The sequence below is a fragment of the Pseudomonas sp. NFACC13-1 genome (assembly GCF_900104425.1).
GTDB lineage: Bacteria > Pseudomonadota > Gammaproteobacteria > Pseudomonadales > Pseudomonadaceae > Aquipseudomonas > Aquipseudomonas fluorescens_AA.
Genome location: NZ_FMXV01000007.1, coordinates 1 through 17,156, shown reverse-complemented (window position 1 = coordinate 17,156; position 17,156 = coordinate 1). Strand labels below are relative to the sequence as shown.

At 57.9% G+C, this 17,156-nt stretch carries 16 protein-coding genes and 2 pseudogenes; 2 read left to right on the top strand and 16 right to left on the bottom strand.

The window, feature by feature from the left end; genetic code table 11:
- Positions 1-30 precede the first annotated feature (30 nt).
- The 12 genes and pseudogenes from BLQ55_RS11455 to BLQ55_RS11400 form a co-directional block, all read right to left on the bottom strand.
- A complete protein-coding gene (locus BLQ55_RS11455) occupies positions 31-813 on the bottom strand; it encodes a phosphate/phosphite/phosphonate ABC transporter substrate-binding protein (RefSeq protein ID WP_092253898.1) in 783 nt (260 codons plus the stop codon).
- Positions 814-848: 35 nt separating this feature from the next.
- A complete protein-coding gene (locus BLQ55_RS11450) occupies positions 849-2,177 on the bottom strand; it encodes an LLM class flavin-dependent oxidoreductase (RefSeq protein ID WP_092253896.1) in 1,329 nt (442 codons plus the stop codon).
- 36 nt (positions 2,178-2,213) lie between these two features.
- Positions 2,214-3,152 carry an ABC transporter substrate-binding protein gene (locus BLQ55_RS11445; RefSeq protein WP_256326567.1) on the bottom strand — a complete coding sequence of 313 codons (939 nt, stop codon included), beginning with the start codon at positions 3,150-3,152 and terminating at the stop codon, positions 2,214-2,216.
- Positions 3,153-3,167: 15 nt separating this feature from the next.
- A complete protein-coding gene (locus BLQ55_RS11440; protein WP_092197057.1) occupies positions 3,168-3,851 on the bottom strand; it encodes an ABC transporter permease in 684 nt (227 codons plus the stop codon).
- Positions 3,851-4,480, bottom strand: a complete 630-nt coding sequence (locus BLQ55_RS11435) for an ABC transporter permease (protein ID WP_092197060.1) — start codon at positions 4,478-4,480, stop codon at positions 3,851-3,853. The genes BLQ55_RS11440 and BLQ55_RS11435 overlap by 1 nt, the downstream gene beginning before the upstream one ends.
- The gene (locus BLQ55_RS11430) at positions 4,477-5,508 is read right to left on the bottom strand and encodes an ABC transporter ATP-binding protein (protein WP_092253892.1); all 1,032 of its coding nucleotides are present in this window, start codon (positions 5,506-5,508) and stop codon (positions 4,477-4,479) included. The genes BLQ55_RS11435 and BLQ55_RS11430 overlap by 4 nt, the downstream gene beginning before the upstream one ends.
- Positions 5,509-5,538: 30 nt before the next feature.
- Entirely contained in the window at positions 5,539-6,483 is a 945-nt protein-coding gene (locus BLQ55_RS11425) for a fatty acid desaturase (RefSeq protein WP_092253890.1), read from the bottom strand.
- A 129-nt stretch (positions 6,484-6,612) separates the two neighbouring features.
- Positions 6,613-6,762 (bottom strand): hypothetical protein, encoded by a 150-nt coding sequence (locus BLQ55_RS32145; RefSeq protein ID WP_158249658.1) that lies wholly within the window; start codon positions 6,760-6,762, stop codon positions 6,613-6,615.
- Positions 6,763-6,954: 192 nt separating this feature from the next.
- Positions 6,955-7,821 carry a DMT family transporter gene (locus BLQ55_RS11415; RefSeq protein WP_092253888.1) on the bottom strand — a complete coding sequence of 289 codons (867 nt, stop codon included), beginning with the start codon at positions 7,819-7,821 and terminating at the stop codon, positions 6,955-6,957.
- A gap of 14 nt (positions 7,822-7,835) precedes the next feature.
- Entirely contained in the window at positions 7,836-8,480 is a 645-nt protein-coding gene (locus BLQ55_RS11410) for a dimethylsulfonioproprionate lyase family protein (protein ID WP_256326561.1), read from the bottom strand.
- Between the two features lie 187 nt (positions 8,481-8,667).
- A complete protein-coding gene (locus tag BLQ55_RS11405; RefSeq protein WP_092197077.1) occupies positions 8,668-9,567 on the bottom strand; it encodes a glycine betaine ABC transporter substrate-binding protein in 900 nt (299 codons plus the stop codon).
- Between the two features lie 202 nt (positions 9,568-9,769).
- Positions 9,770-9,943 (bottom strand): annotated as a pseudogene (locus BLQ55_RS11400) (electron transfer flavoprotein subunit alpha/FixB family protein); the annotation flags it as partial.
- A gap of 224 nt (positions 9,944-10,167) precedes the next feature.
- Between BLQ55_RS11400 and BLQ55_RS11395 the strand changes: the two are divergent.
- Positions 10,168-12,204, top strand: coding sequence for an NADH:flavin oxidoreductase (locus BLQ55_RS11395; protein ID WP_092253884.1), 2,037 nt, complete (start codon positions 10,168-10,170; stop codon positions 12,202-12,204).
- Positions 12,205-12,590: 386 nt separating this feature from the next.
- Here the strand turns inward: BLQ55_RS11395 and BLQ55_RS11390 are convergent, their stop codons facing one another.
- The 3 genes from BLQ55_RS11390 to BLQ55_RS11380 all read right to left on the bottom strand — a co-directional run bounded on the left by BLQ55_RS11390 (position 12,591) and on the right by BLQ55_RS11380 (position 15,303).
- Positions 12,591-13,307, bottom strand: a complete 717-nt coding sequence (locus BLQ55_RS11390) for an alpha/beta hydrolase (protein ID WP_092253882.1) — start codon at positions 13,305-13,307, stop codon at positions 12,591-12,593.
- A gap of 65 nt (positions 13,308-13,372) precedes the next feature.
- Entirely contained in the window at positions 13,373-14,485 is a 1,113-nt protein-coding gene (locus BLQ55_RS11385; RefSeq protein ID WP_092253880.1) for a M14 family metallopeptidase, read from the bottom strand.
- Between the two features lie 38 nt (positions 14,486-14,523).
- On the bottom strand, positions 14,524-15,303 hold the full coding sequence (locus BLQ55_RS11380; RefSeq protein ID WP_092197090.1) for an ABC transporter substrate-binding protein: 780 nt from the start codon (positions 15,301-15,303) through the stop codon (positions 14,524-14,526).
- A gap of 930 nt (positions 15,304-16,233) precedes the next feature.
- Between BLQ55_RS11380 and BLQ55_RS11375 the strand changes: the two genes are divergently transcribed.
- On the top strand, positions 16,234-16,518 hold the full coding sequence (locus BLQ55_RS11375; protein ID WP_092197093.1) for a fructose-bisphosphate aldolase: 285 nt from the start codon (positions 16,234-16,236) through the stop codon (positions 16,516-16,518).
- A gap of 347 nt (positions 16,519-16,865) precedes the next feature.
- On the opposite strand, the pseudogene BLQ55_RS32290 reads toward BLQ55_RS11375, so the two are convergent.
- Positions 16,866-17,156: pseudogene (locus tag BLQ55_RS32290) on the bottom strand (IS481 family transposase); the annotation flags it as partial.

The window sequence follows — 17,156 nt, the reverse complement described above, 5'->3', positions numbered from 1 at the left end:
CGAGGTGGAGAGCCAGGGACGGCTCGCCGCTCAGGATGATACGAACGAAAAGCCGCGATTGGCCGCACTGCGCTTATACTGCAAAAGACACGCATAGTCAGCCTCACTGGCCGGCAGCACTTCCCTGATCGCCAGGTCACGGGAAATCTCGGGAAGCTGGCTCAAGGCTTCGTTCATTGCGCGCCGGATAGACTCTGCCTGCGTCGCCGTTCGAAGAATCGACGTTATGTAAGGCAGGCAGGGACTGCGCACACTTCGCACCAGGATCCTGAGGCCTTCGATCTCGTCACTGTTGTCTCTCGCCAGATAGTCATAGGTGACGCTGTCGATGGAGGCCAAATCGCCCTCGCCCTTTTTCAGTCTTCGCATGCTCTCCCTGTGGGATCCGGTGAAGGTGAGTTTCGAGAAAAAACCACGGTCGCTGATCCCCGCCAACGTGTGGCGCAATAAGTTCATTCCAGAGTTGGAATCCCGGGCGTTGATCAGTCCATGGCTGCCCTGCAAACCTGCCAGATCAGTCACGGGCGAACCAGCCCTGCACAGCAGCAAACTGCAATGGTCACCCCCCGAGCTATGAGCAAGCTCATAGCTCGGACGCCCTATCAGCCTCACCTTCCCCCGCAGTGACGTGACGAATGGATAGCCGCAGGTCTGGGATAACAACAGACCAGGGGACAGCCAATGGGACACGGGATCGACGATCGGCTTTCGCTCATGGCGCTCACCCAGAATCTCCAGGGTGCGCTGGAGCCAGGCGTCCTGTGCCTGTAAAACCCTGGCGGGAGCGAGGTACATAGATAAATCGCTGGTCATATGAAAGCCACCCAGAGGATTGTGAGTGACGCTGATCACAGCAGGAAGCGGTTGGCAGGCGTCTTCAAACCCAAGCGATCCCTCAAGGTCCCGGGTTCATATTCCTTGCGGAAAACCCCTCTGGCTTGCAGCAAAGGCACCACGCCACGGGTGAATGTTTCGAAGTCAGTGGGCAGAAACGGAAACATGAGGTTGTAGCCATCGACGGCATTCGACTCATATAACGCTGAAAGCTTATCGGCAATATGCTCCGCCGTTCCGATCAGCAGCCAGGTACTGGAGCTCTTGACCAACCGGCGTCCTATTTCACGGATGGACAAGGTCGTGTCGTACTTCTTGAGCAGGGCCAGCTCGGTTCGAATGCCATCGAATTCAGACTCATCCGGCAACGCGGGTAGCGGGCTGTCTGGCGACAGCCCCGTCAGATCAAGACGGGTGTAGCTGGAGACCAGATCAATCGCCACGGCATCGATAATGAGGCTGTCCTCCAGTTGCCGACGTCGCGCCTCCTCGGTCTCATTCTCCAGAACCACCGGAAGCACCCCGGTAATGATTTTCAGATCACTGGAATGCCGGCCCTTCAACTCGAGACGGCGATTCAAATCGGCCCTGTACGCCAGTCCCTCTTCGACCGAATCGATGAAACAGAAATGCACGTCCCCATGGGCGGCGGCCAGATCCTTGCCCGCTTCAGAAGACCCCGCCTGGGCGAGGACCGGGTGGCCTTGGGGTGGACGCGGCACGTTAAGCGGCCCACGTACGCTGAAATGTTCGCCTTTGTGATGGATCGGGTGAATTTTCGAGGGGTCGGCAAAGTCGCCGGTACCCTTGTCAAATTCAAGCGCCCCCTCCTCCCAGGAGTCCCAAAGCTGCTTGACGACATGAATGAACTCCTCGGCCCGCCGATAACGATCGCCGTGTTTCGTCACGCCTGACAGTCCGAAATTCGAAGCCTCCTCTTCCAACCAGGAGGTCACGATATTCCAGCTGGCTCGCCCGGCGCTGAGGTAGTCCAGCGAAGCAAAATATCGCGCAATGTTGAAGGGCTCGTTATAGGACGTTGAAGCGGTGCCCATCAGCCCGATGTGTTCGGTGACAGCCGCCAATGCGGACAAGAGCGTAATCGGTTCAAGGCGGGCGTTGGCATAGTGCCTCAACCCACTGGCGACGGAATCCCAGACCGCGACGTGATCCGCGACAAAAACCGCATCGAACTTCGCCGCCTCGGCCGCCTGCACCAGTTTTACGTAGTAGCCCAGGGTCAATATTTCCTTGGTCGGCGACAGCGGGTGGCGCCAGGAAAAACGATGATCCCCTTGGGGATTAAAAAAGAACAAATTCAAAATCATGCTTTTATTGGACATAACGCCTCCGCGACCTGACCCACATCGCATTCATGTTCAGTTGGCCGCCTTGACGGTATTTTCAGCGACCCACTGCGCCGCGACTTTTGCGGGATCCTTGTGATCGATATCAACCAGGCGATTGAGTTGCTTGAGGTCGTCATCGGTCAGTTTGGCGGAGACCTCGTTGAGCACCTGGGTGACTTCTGGGGTTAGCAACGCCTTGCGTCCCAGTGGCGTAATGTTTTGCAGGGGCTGTTGGTGCTTGTCGTCCTCAAGCACAACCCAAGGTTCTTTTGCCAGGATGCCTTGCGTGGAAACCACCGTGGCGACGTCGATAGCGCCTGAGTTCAGCGCCAGCCGCGACAAGGGCCCGCCCATGTCCAGCGATTTGACGCTCTTGAAGTTGATGCCGTAGACCGCCTTCAACCCGGGCAGGCCCAAGGCGGCAGTGGTGACTTCGGGAGGCCCGCCCAGCGTGAGTTCACCTGAGACGGGCGCCAGGTCGGACAAGGTGTGCAGGTTGTACTTTTCTGCGGTTTTCTGGGTGACGGCCCAAGCGGTAATAGAGCCCGCGGCCGACGGTTCAAGCAACTGGAGGCCCGCCGGCAACTTCTGTTGCAAGGCGCTGACAATCTCCTTTTGGCTGGTCAGGGCGCTCTTGTCGTCATAGAAACTCAACAGTGATCCTATGTACTCGGGTACAACGTCTATATCCCCGTTTTCCAGCGCCTTGGCGATGATCTGGCGGTTCCCCAGATTGAGCCGGGTCTTGACCTCAATCCCTTCCTTTTTCAAAGCGGACGCATAGATGTTTGCAAGAATCGTCTGCTCGGAAAAATTGGCCCCGCCTATGGTGATGGACTGGGCACTGGCAAATGCGCTGCCCACCAGCAAGCCTAACCCCAGCAACAATGAAACCGAGTGCGCTGAGCGAATCTTCGTACGTTGTTTGTTTTTCATTTGGATTTGCACCTCTGCAGAATTAATACGCACTTTCAAATGTCCTGATCATGTAGCGCTCAGTTCAACATTCCCCGCTCGCCATTTTCGAACCATGAGTGTTTCGATCATTGAACAAACCCACTCGCTGACAATCGCAAGTGCCGACACCACCAGTGCGCCGCCAATGATTTGAGGGATGTCATTGCGACCCAGCCCGTCAATGAGAAACCTGCCCAGCCCGCCAAACCCTGCATAGGCGGCGATGGTGGCCGTGGCAATAAGTTGCACCAGGGCTGATCGGAATCCAGAAAAGATCAGCGGAAAAGCCAACGGTAATTCCAGTTGGATAAACATCTGCCATCTGCGCATCCCCATGGATTTAGCAGCATGCTTCAGAGACGAATCCACCTGATCGATACCAACATAGGTATTGGTCAATATCGGCGGGATGCTCAGGGTGACCAAGGCGATAATTACCGTGCTGGTTTCATAGCCAATGACCATGATTGCAAGTATCACAATACCCAGGGAAGGCAATGCTCGCCCAATATTGAACAGCCCGATCGCCACCTGCGCGCCTTTGCGGTAGTTAGCCATGAGTACGCCGAGCGGCAACGCTATCGCACAAGCAATAGCCAGGCTCAAAGACACATAATAAATATGCTCCGCCAGCCGAGTCAGTATTCCGTCTTCGCCCAACCAGTGTTCAGGAAGAGAAAACCAGAGGTAGACATCTGCGATCCTATTCATTAGCGCACCCAAGGGACCAGCCATTTATTGATTGAATAGAACAGAAAATCAAAACATAACGCCAACATCACCGTCAGGACCAAACTGACCGCCACAGGCGTGGTGAAACTTTGAGCCAACCCGGTAATGAACAACTGCCCCAATCCGCCTTGACCAATTAACGCAGTAACCGTCACCAGCCCTACCAATGTCACCGCGGTCGTTCGTAGCCCTGCCAATAACGAAGGCAGCGCCAGGGGAAGTTCAACCCCCAGGAATCTCTGCATGCGCGTGTACCCTAGCGCACGGGCTTCTTCCAGCACGTCAGGAGGGTTACTCGCAAGGCCCGCCAAAGTGTTCTGTAACACAATCAGCAAGGCATACAGGCTCAAACCAATCACCGCCGTCGTCTTGGACAAACCGGTAAAGGGCATGATCAAAATGAACAGTGCCAGGGACGGAATGGTAAAAAGTATTCCGCTGACATAAATCATGGGCTGCGCCAACCCTGGCTTCCACAACGTCAAGAGCACCATTGCGCCCGCCAACAACATTCCTATAAACAGGCCCAGGGTCACCAGTTGGATATGATCAAATAACAGCTGACCGATCTGCTGCCAGTTTTCAACGATCCAGGACCAGTCAATCATTGCGCACTTCCAAAGCGGCGCTCATTGAGTGCGCTGTGAAAGCTGGCAATCGACAGGCAACCTTCGTAACCGCCCGCCTCGTCCACTCGAACAACCACACCGAGCGGAGCCGTTAGAATTTTAACCAGTGCGTGATGCAACGAGTCATTATTCGACACCGTGGTAAGTTCAGGAACAGGCAAGTCCGATTCACTGACCCACTTCAGCGGATTGGACTTATCGTCCAGCAGAAGTTTGAATTCGCAATTGACTTCATCCACAGGAAGATCAGAAACTTTCATCAGCGACAGTCTTTTCAACAGCGGGTCCTTGCCGATGAAGTTCTTTACAAACTCGCTGGCAGGATGGGCAAGGATATTGTGAGGTGTATCGAACTGAGCAAGCTTTCCTTCGCCCTCGAAGATGGCAATGCGATCACCAATCTTGATGGCCTCTTCCATGTCATGGGTCACCAGGATAATGGTTTTATGCAAACGCCTCTGCAGCGCAACCAGTTCGTCCTGCAGTCGCTCGCGGATCACCGGATCAAGCGCGGCAAAGGGTTCGTCCATCAATACAACCGGTGGGTCCGAGGCCAATGCCCTCGCCAAGGCAACACGACTTTGCTGCCCGCCCGACAGTTGATTAGGGTACCTGTCCAGAAATTCCGGCTGAAGCCCGACCAGGGAAATGAGCTCGCTCACGCGCTGGCGGATCTTATGCTTGCTCCAACCCAAGAGCCGCGGCACAGCACCAATATTTTCCGCAACGGTTTGATGAGGAAACAAGGCTGAGCTTTGCATCATGAAACCGATGCCACGGCGAAGCGTCACGACGTCAAGCTCATCGGTCGCCACCCCATTGACACAGATGCGGCCACTGTCCTGAGTGTCCAGTCTATTGATCATTCGCAAAATGGTCGTTTTGCCACACCCACTTGGCCCGACAAATACGCAGATCTCCCCCTCCCGGACATGAAGCGTTAAATCGCTCACGGCCATTCGCGGGCTGCCTTTATGAGTTTTCTTGATGGCTTCAAAACGTATCATTTTCCGACGCCCAGATTAGCTTGAGTATTTTCAGTGCCTGGCAGGATGGCGAGGACAATCCACGGGATTGATCAGATGCCTCTGCAATAACTGGAAGTAGCCATGAATGACATAGCCATTGTTTCGCGCGATCCATTGTTCACGCCTGGCTCTATACACCCGGGGCAAATAAAACCAGGGCAAACCGGGAAGATCATGATGAACCAAGTGAAGATTGAGGTTCAGAAAGAGCCAGCTCAAAAGCCCTGAGGATTCATTGATCACCGTGCGGTGTTCTGGCAGCGTTGACGGCCGATGCTCGTAAAACGACCTGATCATTGCAATGGACAAGGCCGGCAGCGAAACTAAAAATACGTACTGCACAGCGCTGATGGCGCTGTATTGTTCAACCAGGGTCAGCACCACGACGACACTTAGCACGTGAGCTATCCACACTCGTCCAGCACTTCGCCCCGCGAGAAACAAGCCCCTGATCTCGCTACCCAGAAGGGCTATCACCGCCAATGGCGCTCCCATGAGCAAGCGCCCCCCCAAGGTCTTATTTACCCAAAGCAATGCTTTCACATAGCGGGGTGACTGCAACCAGAAGGCACGTGTGACATAGCGACTTTCTGGATCTTGGCCAGGCACCGTCAGCACCTCGTCGTTGTGATGTGCCAAATGCGTGTCCCTATAGATGTCGTAGGGATACCAAACGGCAAACGGCAGAAACCCCAAGGCTTTATTTATCGCAGGCCAACGCGTTGGGTGACCGTGAATAAGTTCATGCTGGATCGACATCCAGAGCACGACCAGTGGAATCAACAGGGCAATGCTGATGAGTTGGCCAAGTGCCTGCCCATGAAAAACAACAAGCGCCCAAGCCAGATAAAAGCCGACCAGTAAAAGCCAGGTGGGCCATTCAGTCTGGCTGGTCAAGGTCCTGCTGAGCTTGACGATTTCAACTCGATGAGCTTCATCCAAATAATTGGGCATGGTGGTAAGTCGCGATAGGCTGCGCTGAACAGACGCCCACTCACTCACACTTCAAGCACCACCCGGGACCGGGTATTACCTGGAGATGACTGACTGGCGTTACGGTATGGAAGTGCCGACAGCGGTGCGTCACATGGCGTAGAGCAGAAACGCCAGGCCTTCGCTGATTGCGCTGCAGGCTTCGCTGTTGGCCTGACAGGGGAGAGGTTTGCCGGTCACGAATGGAACGGCAATGGCGGCACAAGAACTGATGCGCAGAGTGCCGGACTGAGAAATCACTGCATGGGCCCCATCATGCGACAGAGCCTCAAGGCTGATTTGGAAGATTCGGGCGCCGGACATAGTCGTACCATAGAGTAGGGTTGAACATATCCGGCGGTCCGGTAGCGTCAACTTAACATGCCAACTAATTCGATCAAGGAATATATTCTATTATGCTTATTCCAAAATCGAATTAATTAAACAGGCTCCCTACCCTTTCGCCTTGATCGCATACAGCCCACCGGCAATCACCATGCACGCTCCCACGACGGTCCATGGGTCAGGCAGTTCGCCAAAGACGAACAGGCCGATGAATGTGGCGAACACCAACAGCGTGTAGTTGAACGGTTGAAGCGTACCTGCCGTTGCATACTTGAGCGCCTGGAGGAGCAGCAACTGCGCCACCATGCCGATCGTCGACAGCACGGCGATCAGGCCCCACTGTGTCGGATTCGGCGAAACCCACCCTGGCAAGCCAGAGAACGTGATGGCCAGGGCGCCGAAAAAGCCCATGTAGAGCATGTTCGTCGCGAACGAATCATCCCGGCTGATCCGGCGTGTCAGTACACTGAAGAGCGCGAATCCCAGGGCCGACAACAGCGGAATCAACGCCGCCAACTCGAAGACGCCGGTTCCCGGACGGAGGATCACCAGAGTCCCCAAGAACCCTATGACCGCAGCGATCCAGCGGCGGACGCCGATGAACTCACCCAGGAACGCACCTGCCAAGGCCAGGGTCATCAGCGGAAACACCGCATACAGGGCGTGCATCTCAGCCATGCCAAGGTAGCGCAGCCCCAATCCGAACAACGCGCTTTCGCCCACTCCCAGCAAGGCACGAATGACCTGCAAGACAGGATGATGGCTTCGACAGGCCGCTCCCAGGTGGCCGCGATAAAGGCCATAGCCGACAGCGAATGCCAGGAATACCCAGTAACGCACCATGACGAGCTGGGCGACGGGAAGGTCCTTGACCAGCACTTTGGTGATCCCGTCCTGGCTTGCAAAGAGCAGCATGGAAAGCAGGCACAAGAGGATTCCAAGTTGAGGCCGTGGGGCATCACCCACGGCGTGCATCGCCCGTGGCCGGCTCAAGCGCAGGGCTCATGGAGCAATCCCCACAGCGCCAGGAGTGGCGCTTGCGTTGATCTCATCGCATGGGTGCAGGACGGTGGGTTTATGACAATGCCCCCTGCCCCGGGCGTCCACCAGCCTACGTCCTCGCGATACCAGTCACCTGGGGACAACACCAGATAGAACTCAGCCGGAGGATGCTGGTGGAACGGATAACAGGTTTCAGGCGCCATGAGGGCCAAGCCCAGGGTCATGCCGGGGCAGTCGAACAATCCCCCTGGACCGGTGACCATGCCATGGCGATGCCGCTCCACGAACCGATCGTCCTGGCCGGCCTGGGCCTGACGATTGATCCAGGGAACATGGGGCACCAGCGCGCTCAATGCCTCCAATACCCCTGCCAGGTGTTCGGGGACGCTTGGCGCAGCGTCGAATGCCTGGGCCAAATAGGGCGCCAGGACTGTCGGTAACGCCCGGGGCGTTGCCGGCGGCTTCTTGAGGGACCACTCGGTCGGGCCCAGGGCGGCGGCATAGGCCTGTGTCGTCCCGGATGTACCGTCTCCCAGGTGGTTCGAGAGGATTTCATGCAGCGATCGCCGGAGCCACTGCGCGCTGCGGGTGACAGACGGATCCAACGACAAAGGCTCGCGGCGGGTGATCATCGTTTTCGACCTCATTCCTGAGTCAGACGCAGAAGAAGATGACAGGCTGCTCAATGTATCCCAGCGATACTGGAAGCGGGTCCCGGCATGTTCCAAGGGTAGCCCGAACGGTATCGATGACAGCCGACGCCCTTCACTTTGCGTCAAGGGCACCGAACTGCAAACACCTGTCAAGCAGCGGCGGCGATTACTGGCTGACGGTTGCCGAGGCGGTCTGACTGCCAAACATGGCCTCGAAGCGAGGTTTGTTGGCGGCGTAGTACTCGGCAACGACCTTGTCTGCCGAACTGTCGCGGGCGCTCGCCATCAGCTTCTCAAGGTCGGCCTTGGGAATCTTGAAGTTGGCGAAGAACCGGGCGACATCGGGATGTTCGGCGCTAAAGCCTTTGCGGGCAATCGCGTGAATCTGCTCGGCGCCGCCGAAAATCTGCTTCGGATCATCCAGGTAGCGCAGCGGCCACTTGGCGAACATCCAGTGGGGGCTCCAGGCGTTGATCAACGCCCATTTGTCACGTTTAAGGTTGCGATCCAGCTCGCTCAACATGCCAGACTCTGAAGAGGCGACCATCTTGTAGCCTTCGAGCTTGTATTCCTTGATGGCCTTTTCCGTGAGTTTGTATTGGCCGTTGCCCACTTCCGAGGTCAGGATCTTGCCGTCGAGCTTTTGCCGCACTTCAGGCTTGTTGAGGTCTTCGACAGTGGCGAGTTCGCTGGTGGGAATGGACGTTGGCACGGCCATGCCGATGCGACCTTCATACAGCACGCCGAGGTCTTCGAGCTTATCCTGGTATTTGTCATAGAACGCCTTGTGAGTGTTCGGCAGCCAGACCATCGGGATCAGGTCGATATTGCCGTTGGCCAAGGCCTGGAACTGAATGCCAATGTCGGCGAGCACCAATTTGACCGGTTGCTTCAAGTGGTCGCGCAATGCGGTATCCGCCAGCTTTACAGCGATTTCCGTATCCGACCAATTCACCCAACCGATACGGATGGGCGTGGGTTCCTCGGCATGGGCCATCAGGCTGCCGGCGGCCATCGCCAGGCCGGCAAGCCAGCCGATACGGGTTTTACTGGAAAACGTCATCATGGTGCATCTCCGCGTACTGTATTAATAGTTATTGGCAGGGCAGCAGAAGAATTCACGTTCCCTCATCAAAGCAGAGTGCCATTACACTCCTCAAGGGATTTTATGGTGTGCATGGATAAGTTCTGGTTATGCGAAAACCTTTCATGTATCCGGGTCATCCGGCCCTCCTCCGCCCTTTGGCGGAACTTATTGATGTAAGCACTCACAATGCTTTTTCGAGCGCCGGCAAGGCCTCGAACAGATCCGCCCTCCACATGTAATCCGCCACCTGGGCAATCGGCGCTTCAGCGTCTTGGTTGATCGCAACGATGACCTTTGAACCACGCATGCCCGCCAAATGTTGAATGGCGCCACTGATACCCGCCGCGATGTAAAGCGGTTCCTGGCATAGCGCTTCGCACAGCCTCCTTGCACTTTGGATCGACGCGCGATGGCCGGCCGCACGAGCCGGACCACCCCTGTTTCGGCTGGATGGTAATCCTGGTTTTTACGTCGCGCAAGGAAAATGTACACATGTGTCCCAATCGTTGACACACATGAACATTCAACATACCGTTATGTCAAACCAAGCCTGATGTCCTGTTCCCGGAGCGCAACACCATGTCCAGCGATCCTCTGCTGCAGCCCTATAAGATCAAACACCTGACCCTCAAAAACCGGATCATGACCACCTCCCATGAGCCCGCTTATCCTGTCGACGGCATGCCGAAGGATCTGTACCGCGCCTATCACGTCGAACGCGCCAAGGCCGGCGTGGCGCTGACCATGACGGCGGGCTCCGCCGCCGTTTCCCGCGACAGCCCGCCGGTGTTCAACAACGTGCTGGCGTACAAGGACGAAGTGGTCAAATGGATGAAGGACATCACCGACGAGTGCCACGAACACGGCGCCGCGGTGATGATCCAACTGACCCACCTGGGGCGACGCACGCGCTGGGACAAGGCTGATTGGCTGCCGGTCGTCTCGCCGTCCCATCGCCGCGAAGCGTCCCACCGGGCCTTCCCGAAAAAACTGGAAGACTGGGACATCGACCGGATCATCAAGGATTACGTGGACGCCGCCGAACGCATGAAGGCCGCCGGTCTCGATGGCCTGGAACTGCAGGCCTACGGGCACCTCATGGATCAGTTCTGGTCACCGTTGACCAACGATCTCGACGGGCCCTACGGTGGTTCGCTGGAAAACCGGATGCGCTTCACTTTTGATGTGTTACGCGGCATCCGCCAGCGCTGTGGCGAGGACTTCCTGCTCGGGGTGCGCTACACCGGCGATGAGGACCTGCCCGGCGGCTTCGGTGCCAGCGACGGTCTCCAGATTTCCCACATGCTCAAGGACAGCGGGCTGGTGGATTTCCTCAACGTCGTGCGCGGGCACATCGACACCGATGCCGGCCTCACCGACGTGATCCCCATCCAGGGCATGCGCAACTCGCCGCACCTGGACTTTGCCGGCGAAATCCGCTCGGCCACCGGTTTCCCGACGTTCCATGCGGCCAAGATTCCGGACGTCGCCACGGCACGACATGCCATCGCCTCCGGCAAAGTGGACATGATCGGCATGACCCGCGCGCACATGACCGACCCGCACATCGTGCGCAAGATCATCGAGAAACGTGAAGAAGAGATCCGCCCCTGCGTCGGTGCCAACTATTGCCTGGACCGCATCTATCAGGGCGGCGCCGCGTACTGCATCCACAACGCCGCCACCGGCCGCGAAACCACCATGCCCCACGAAATTCCCAAGGCGTCGGTCAAGCGCAAGGTGGTGGTGATCGGCACCGGCCCGGCGGGCCTGGAAGCGGCACGGGTAGCCGGCGAACGTGGCCACGACGTCACGGTGTTCGAAGTGGCGGATCAGCCCGGCGGGCAGATCCGCCTGACGGCGCAGAGCGAGCGGCGGCGCGAGATGATCAGCATCATCGATTGGCGCATGGCGCAATGCGAACGGCTGGGGGTGAGGTTCCAATTCAACACCTGGGCCGAAGCCGAGACCGTCATGGCCGAGGCGCCGGACGTGGTGATCGTCGCCACGGGCGGCTTGCCCCATACCGAAGTGCTCAAGCACGGCAATGAACTGGTGGTGTCGACCTGGGACATCATTTCCGGCGACGTCAAGCCCGGCCAGAACGTGCTGATATTCGACGACGCAGGCGACCACGCGGCGCTGCAAGCAGCCGAGGTCATCGCCAACAGCGGTGCGAAACTGGAGATCGTCACGCCGGACCGGTCGTTCGCGCCGGAGGTGATGGCGATGAACCTGGTGCCTTACATGCGCAGCCTGCAAGACCTGAACGTCACCTTCACAGTCACCTATCGGGTCGACTCCGTGGAGAAGCGCGACGGTCAATTGGTGGCCAACTTCGGCAGCGATTATGGTCAGGTGCACAAGCAGCGCGTGGTCGATCAGGTGGTGGTCAACCACGGCACCCTGCCCCTGGACGATTTGTACTTCGAACTGCGCCCGCACTCGAGCAATAACGGCGCGGTGGAACAGCACAATCTGATCGCCGGGAAAACCCAAAATATCGTGACCAATCCGGCGGGCCGTTTCCAGCTGTTCCGGATTGGCGACGCGGTGTCGGCGCGTAATACCCATGCGGCTATCTACGATGCGCTGCGGCTGGTCAAGGACATTTGAAGTGATGGCCTTGATTTGAGGGTCAGGGCCACTTTCCCATTCAACAGGTCATGCTGTTGCGCTTGAGGCGTTCGATCACCTGTGATGAGAGAGCTCGCTCCCACAGAAATTGTGGATGTTCGTGAGCTTTGCATTCAGCGCAGGAGCAGTGTGGGAGCGAGCTTGCTCGCGATGGCGGCGGCACAATCAGCATTGATTCAAGCTGACCCACCGCTTTCGCGAGCAAGCTCGCTCCCACAGGGTTGTGGATGTTCAAAAGTTTTGCATTCAGCGCAGGAACATTGTGGGAGCGAGCTTGCTCGCGATGGCGCCGGCACACCTGGCATCGATGCCAACTGACTCTCCCCTATCGCGAGCAAGCTCGCTCCCACGGGGATTTACAGTGATCAGGGATTGAGCCGCTCCAGCCAGGCCCGCAGGTCCTGCACCTCCAGGGCACTGATGCTGTGGCCGACGCCGGGGTAGGCATGGAATTCCGGTTCCAGCGCCAGGGTCTTGAGGAAGGTGTTGGCCTCGGTGCCATCGTGGTAGGGAATGATCGGGTCGGCCGTGCCATGGCCGATGAATACCGCCAGCGTCCGTCGTGACTCGTCGGGGGTCAGTTCCGCCTGCAGCACCGACAGGACCCGCCCGCCCATCGCGGCGATGCCGCCGACAGCTTCGGGGTGTCGCAAGGCCACTTCGTAGCTCATCATCGCGCCCTGGCTGAACCCCACCAGATAGACCTTGCTCGCGTCGGTCGAATACTTGGCCCGGGCCTTGTCGATGAACTCCAGCAGCATCTGGCCGCTGGCCTTCAGGTCGGAGGGGTCACCGTCGTAGGCGCCCTCGCCCTTTTTGGCGAACCATTGGTAACGGTCCTGCTCCATGCTCTTGGGCGCCCGCACCGAGAGGTAGTTGTAATCGCGCGGCAACTCGTCCTTGAGTGCGAACAGGTCCTGCTCGTTACTGCCGGAACCGTGCAGGAAGATCACCAGCGGTCGATTCCGAACCTGCTCATCGACTTGGGCCAAGTAGTTGAGCGGCAAGTCCGTGTGCAGCGAAGGTTGGGCCTGCAACCCGGACGAGACCAGCAACAGGAACAGGGCGAGCGCTTTGAACATCGATCTTCCTCCATCGTTTCGATAGCCGCACGGCAAGGCGCGTGCGGTGAGGTAGACAGCAGTTATCAGTCGTTGATCAATTTCCCCGTACGAATCGGTTCACGCCCAGCGACTTTTGCCTGCCAGATCCCCGGCTGCGTGTAGCGCCCGCGGTCCAGGGCAAACAGCACGCCACTGGTGCCGGCCCGCACGGTGGTGACCCGATCATTCAGCGGATCGACCACTTCGAACAGCGGATCCCCCCGCTCCACCCATTCGCCAGCCTCCCGCAGGAAACTCACCACGCCATGGTGCGGCGCGAACAGGTATTGCGTGCCTTCGAACGGAAAGCCCTCGCAGCACTCGCTGGGGGCGGGCGGCCAGTCCCCAGCGATAAGTCCCTGCTCGGCGAGAAACCCGAGGATGGCTTCACAATTGGCCTGGGCCTGCTCCACACGGGTATCGCCCATGCTGCCCAACTCCAGCGTCGTCGCCAGGTTCGCCGCGGGGATCGCCGCCGCAGGAAAGGCCTTGGCCAGGCGCAACCAAGGCGAGGAGCAGGACTCATCGAACGAACTGCCGCCCGAATCCTCGCTCAGCAACGCCACACCGGCTTTCAAGCGTGCGGCCAGAGAACGCCACTGCGGCCACTGCTGTGGCAAGGCATACAAATGGATCGCCGCCTCGAAATCGCAATGCAGGTCCAAGGTGATGTCGGCGTCGCAGGCATAGCGCAGCAGCAGGCGATGCAGCGCTTCGAGTTGCGAAGGGGGTGGCGGCAAGTCATCGAGGACCTCGGCCATGACCTGGCGGATCAAGGTGATATTGGCGGCCGGGTCGTCCCCCAGGCGATCTCCGATGCGTTGCGCCACCGGTGCACTGAGTTCCACGAAGGACCGGTTGAAATTCTTGCCGCTGCCCAGTTCGAAACGCCCCATGTGGGCGCTTTGCAGGTGTTGATCCAGGCCGATGGGGTTGGCCACCGGCACCAGCTCGATCACACCCTTGAGCAACCCCTGGGCCTCAAGATCGTTGAGCCGCTGCTTCAGCTCCCAGGCGGTGCGCATGCCCGGCAGTTCATCGGCGTGCAGGCTGGCCTGGATGTAGGCCTTGCGCGGCCCATGGCCGTAGCGAAACACACTGAGCCGGCGCTCGGTGCCCAGGTGGCTCCATGGCAGGGTATGGTCGATACGTTGCATGAAATCTCCGAATGGCTAGGTGTAGGAGCTCCTACCGATTAATGCCCGTAGACGTCAAAGGCGAAGTATTTGTCCTGCACTTTCTTGTACGTGCCGTTGGCGCGGATTTCGGTGATGGCCGCGTTGAATTGATCGGCCAGGGCCTTATCACCCTTGCGCACCGCAATGCCGGCACCGCCGCCGAAGTATTTCGCGTCTTCATAGGTCGGGCCGACGAAGGCGAAACCTTTGCCTGCGTCGGTTTTCAGGAAGCCTTCGTCGAGGTTCACCGAGTCGGCCAGCATGGCGTCGAGGCGGCCGGCGACCATGTCCAGGTTGGCTTCCTGTTGGGAGCTGTAGCGCACCAGGTCGATACCGGCGGGCACCAGCACTTCGGTGGCGAAACGGTCATGGGTGCTGGCGCGCAGCACACCGACTTTCTTGCCCTTGAGTTCGGTCAGCGGGTCCTTGACGTTGGCGCCTTCCTTCATTACGAAACGCGCTGGGGTGTGGTAGTACTTGATGGTGAAATCGACATTTTTCTTGCGGTCGTCGGTGATGGTCATGGACGACAGGATCGCGTCGATCTTCTTCACTTTCAGCGCAGGGATCAGGCCATCGAACTCCTGCTCGACCCAGACGCACTTGACCTTCATCTGTTCACACAGCGCATCGCCGATATCGACATCGAAGCCAGCCAGCTTGCCGTCGGGGGTTTTCATCGAAAAAGGCGGGTAACCGGCTTCGATTCCGAGGCGGATCGGCTTGGCGTCTTCGGCCACGGCCGACAGGGACAACACGGACAGTGCCAGGGCACCGAACATGGCTAGCTTCTTCATTTTCGCTCCTGAGTGTGCAGGGGTTTTATTGGTCATTATTGGCAGATTCGTAGGCAGCGTCCGGTCAGTGAGGAACCGAAGTGGGCGGGAGTCTAGAGGGGTGCCCAGGAGGGGAATTGTGTAGAGGCGACAATTAGTTATAAAAATAGCTTGGTTTGTGTATATCCGTTGCTGCGGTAACGGCTACTTAGGGTTCCGCCCTGACGGCGGGTCACTTTCGAAAAGCCGGAATGCCGGCCCAGACGAAAGTAACCAAAAACGCTCTGCCCAGGTAAAAGGCCAAAGCGAGGCGACCTTATAGCTGACCTGTCTCTTTTGTCGTACTCCGATCCAACTGTGGGAGCGAGCTTGCTCGCGAAAGCGGAGGGCCAGTTTGCGGTGATGTTGGCTGTGCCTACGTCATCGTGAACAAGCTCGCTCCCACAAGTTTTTTGACGCTCCGCGTTCCGTTTCTGAAATCAATTGCTCCCCCTGGCCTTCTGAAAATCTCGTAGGAATTCACTCACCGTGGCGAGGGAGCTTGCTCCCGCTGGGCTGCGAAGCAGCCCCCTCTTTTCCTCAGACCAACCCCATGCCCAGGGTTTACGGCGGCTGCGCCACCGAGCGGGAGCAAGCTTCCTCGCCACGGGGTTTGTGGGCGTCCTACAGGTCGGTTGTTGCCTCAAAAATCCCCTTCTATAGTCTGGTTCACCTGCTGGCTTTGGTCAGTGGGGAGGGTTTCGCAGCCCTAACAACGGATGAGACTTTGCACCGTCGAATGAAAACTCAGGCAAACTTGCCCGCGTTCATTTTATGGCGGTTGCGCGTGGGAGACCTTCGGGTCTGCCGGGTTTGGTCTCTTCCTCGGTCTGCGAACCCGCGCGCAACTGCCACCCGTTTGATTCGCAGCAAACAAGGTGGCAATCATTTTCCTTGATAGAGCCCAACCTTATGACGACAAATCAATCATCTAACCGCTTTACCCCGCTAACCCCCATCGCCACCACCCAACCCATCCTGTTCATCGACCGCACCGCCCCATTACCCGAACTCCATGCCTGCGTCAGCGAACGCCTGCACGCCACCCTCGACTACCTGACGCTCATGGCCTGTACTACCCTGCGTGATTCAGCCGAGACCGACATCAACACCATCACCAACATCGCCCGGATCATGGTCCAGGATGTAGCGGATGTTTTTGGAGTGATTGAACAGCGCGGGCTCGAAGGGCAATAAAGCTTCCCTGAAAAGCGAGCTTGCTCAATATCCTCATCGACAGTGAAATCGCCTTCGCGAGCAAGCTCGCTCCCACAGGGTGAACGCGTTCACTCTGAACCAGGTCGGCTATAAGGCCGCCTCGCGTTTGATTTTGATCTGAGGCGCCCCGTTAACCACGCTGGCCGAACGCAGGCATTGCGTAGTGGGCATCCCGGCATGGATGCCGGGATAGCCGCGCTGGGCCATGGATGGCCCTTCGCGGCGGGCCCACGGAGCAATGCCGGAGTGAGGGCACACCGAGCCAAAGCGAGGTGCCAAGTGGTGGGGCTGTACGGGACAACCACATGGGTTACAAAAAAGTGCATTCACATAGGTGACACTTTTATTGAAACATAGCCGTTCTTTGCGTCCCTGGCATTGACGTGACCTAGGATCACCGGACCGAAGATCACATTCCATACCCCGTCCTTGATCATCTCCATTCCAATGTTCTGATGCCTGAGCAGATTCCCCACGTATATCCGCAGACCGGCTCGATTAATAATTCCGCTACCATCTGCCAGGTAACACTCAATGTGGCTCGCATACCCCATTTCCGGTAGCTTCTCCGGATAAGCTCGAGTGGAGGGTGTGTAGCAAGAGGCGGGAGTTTTCTG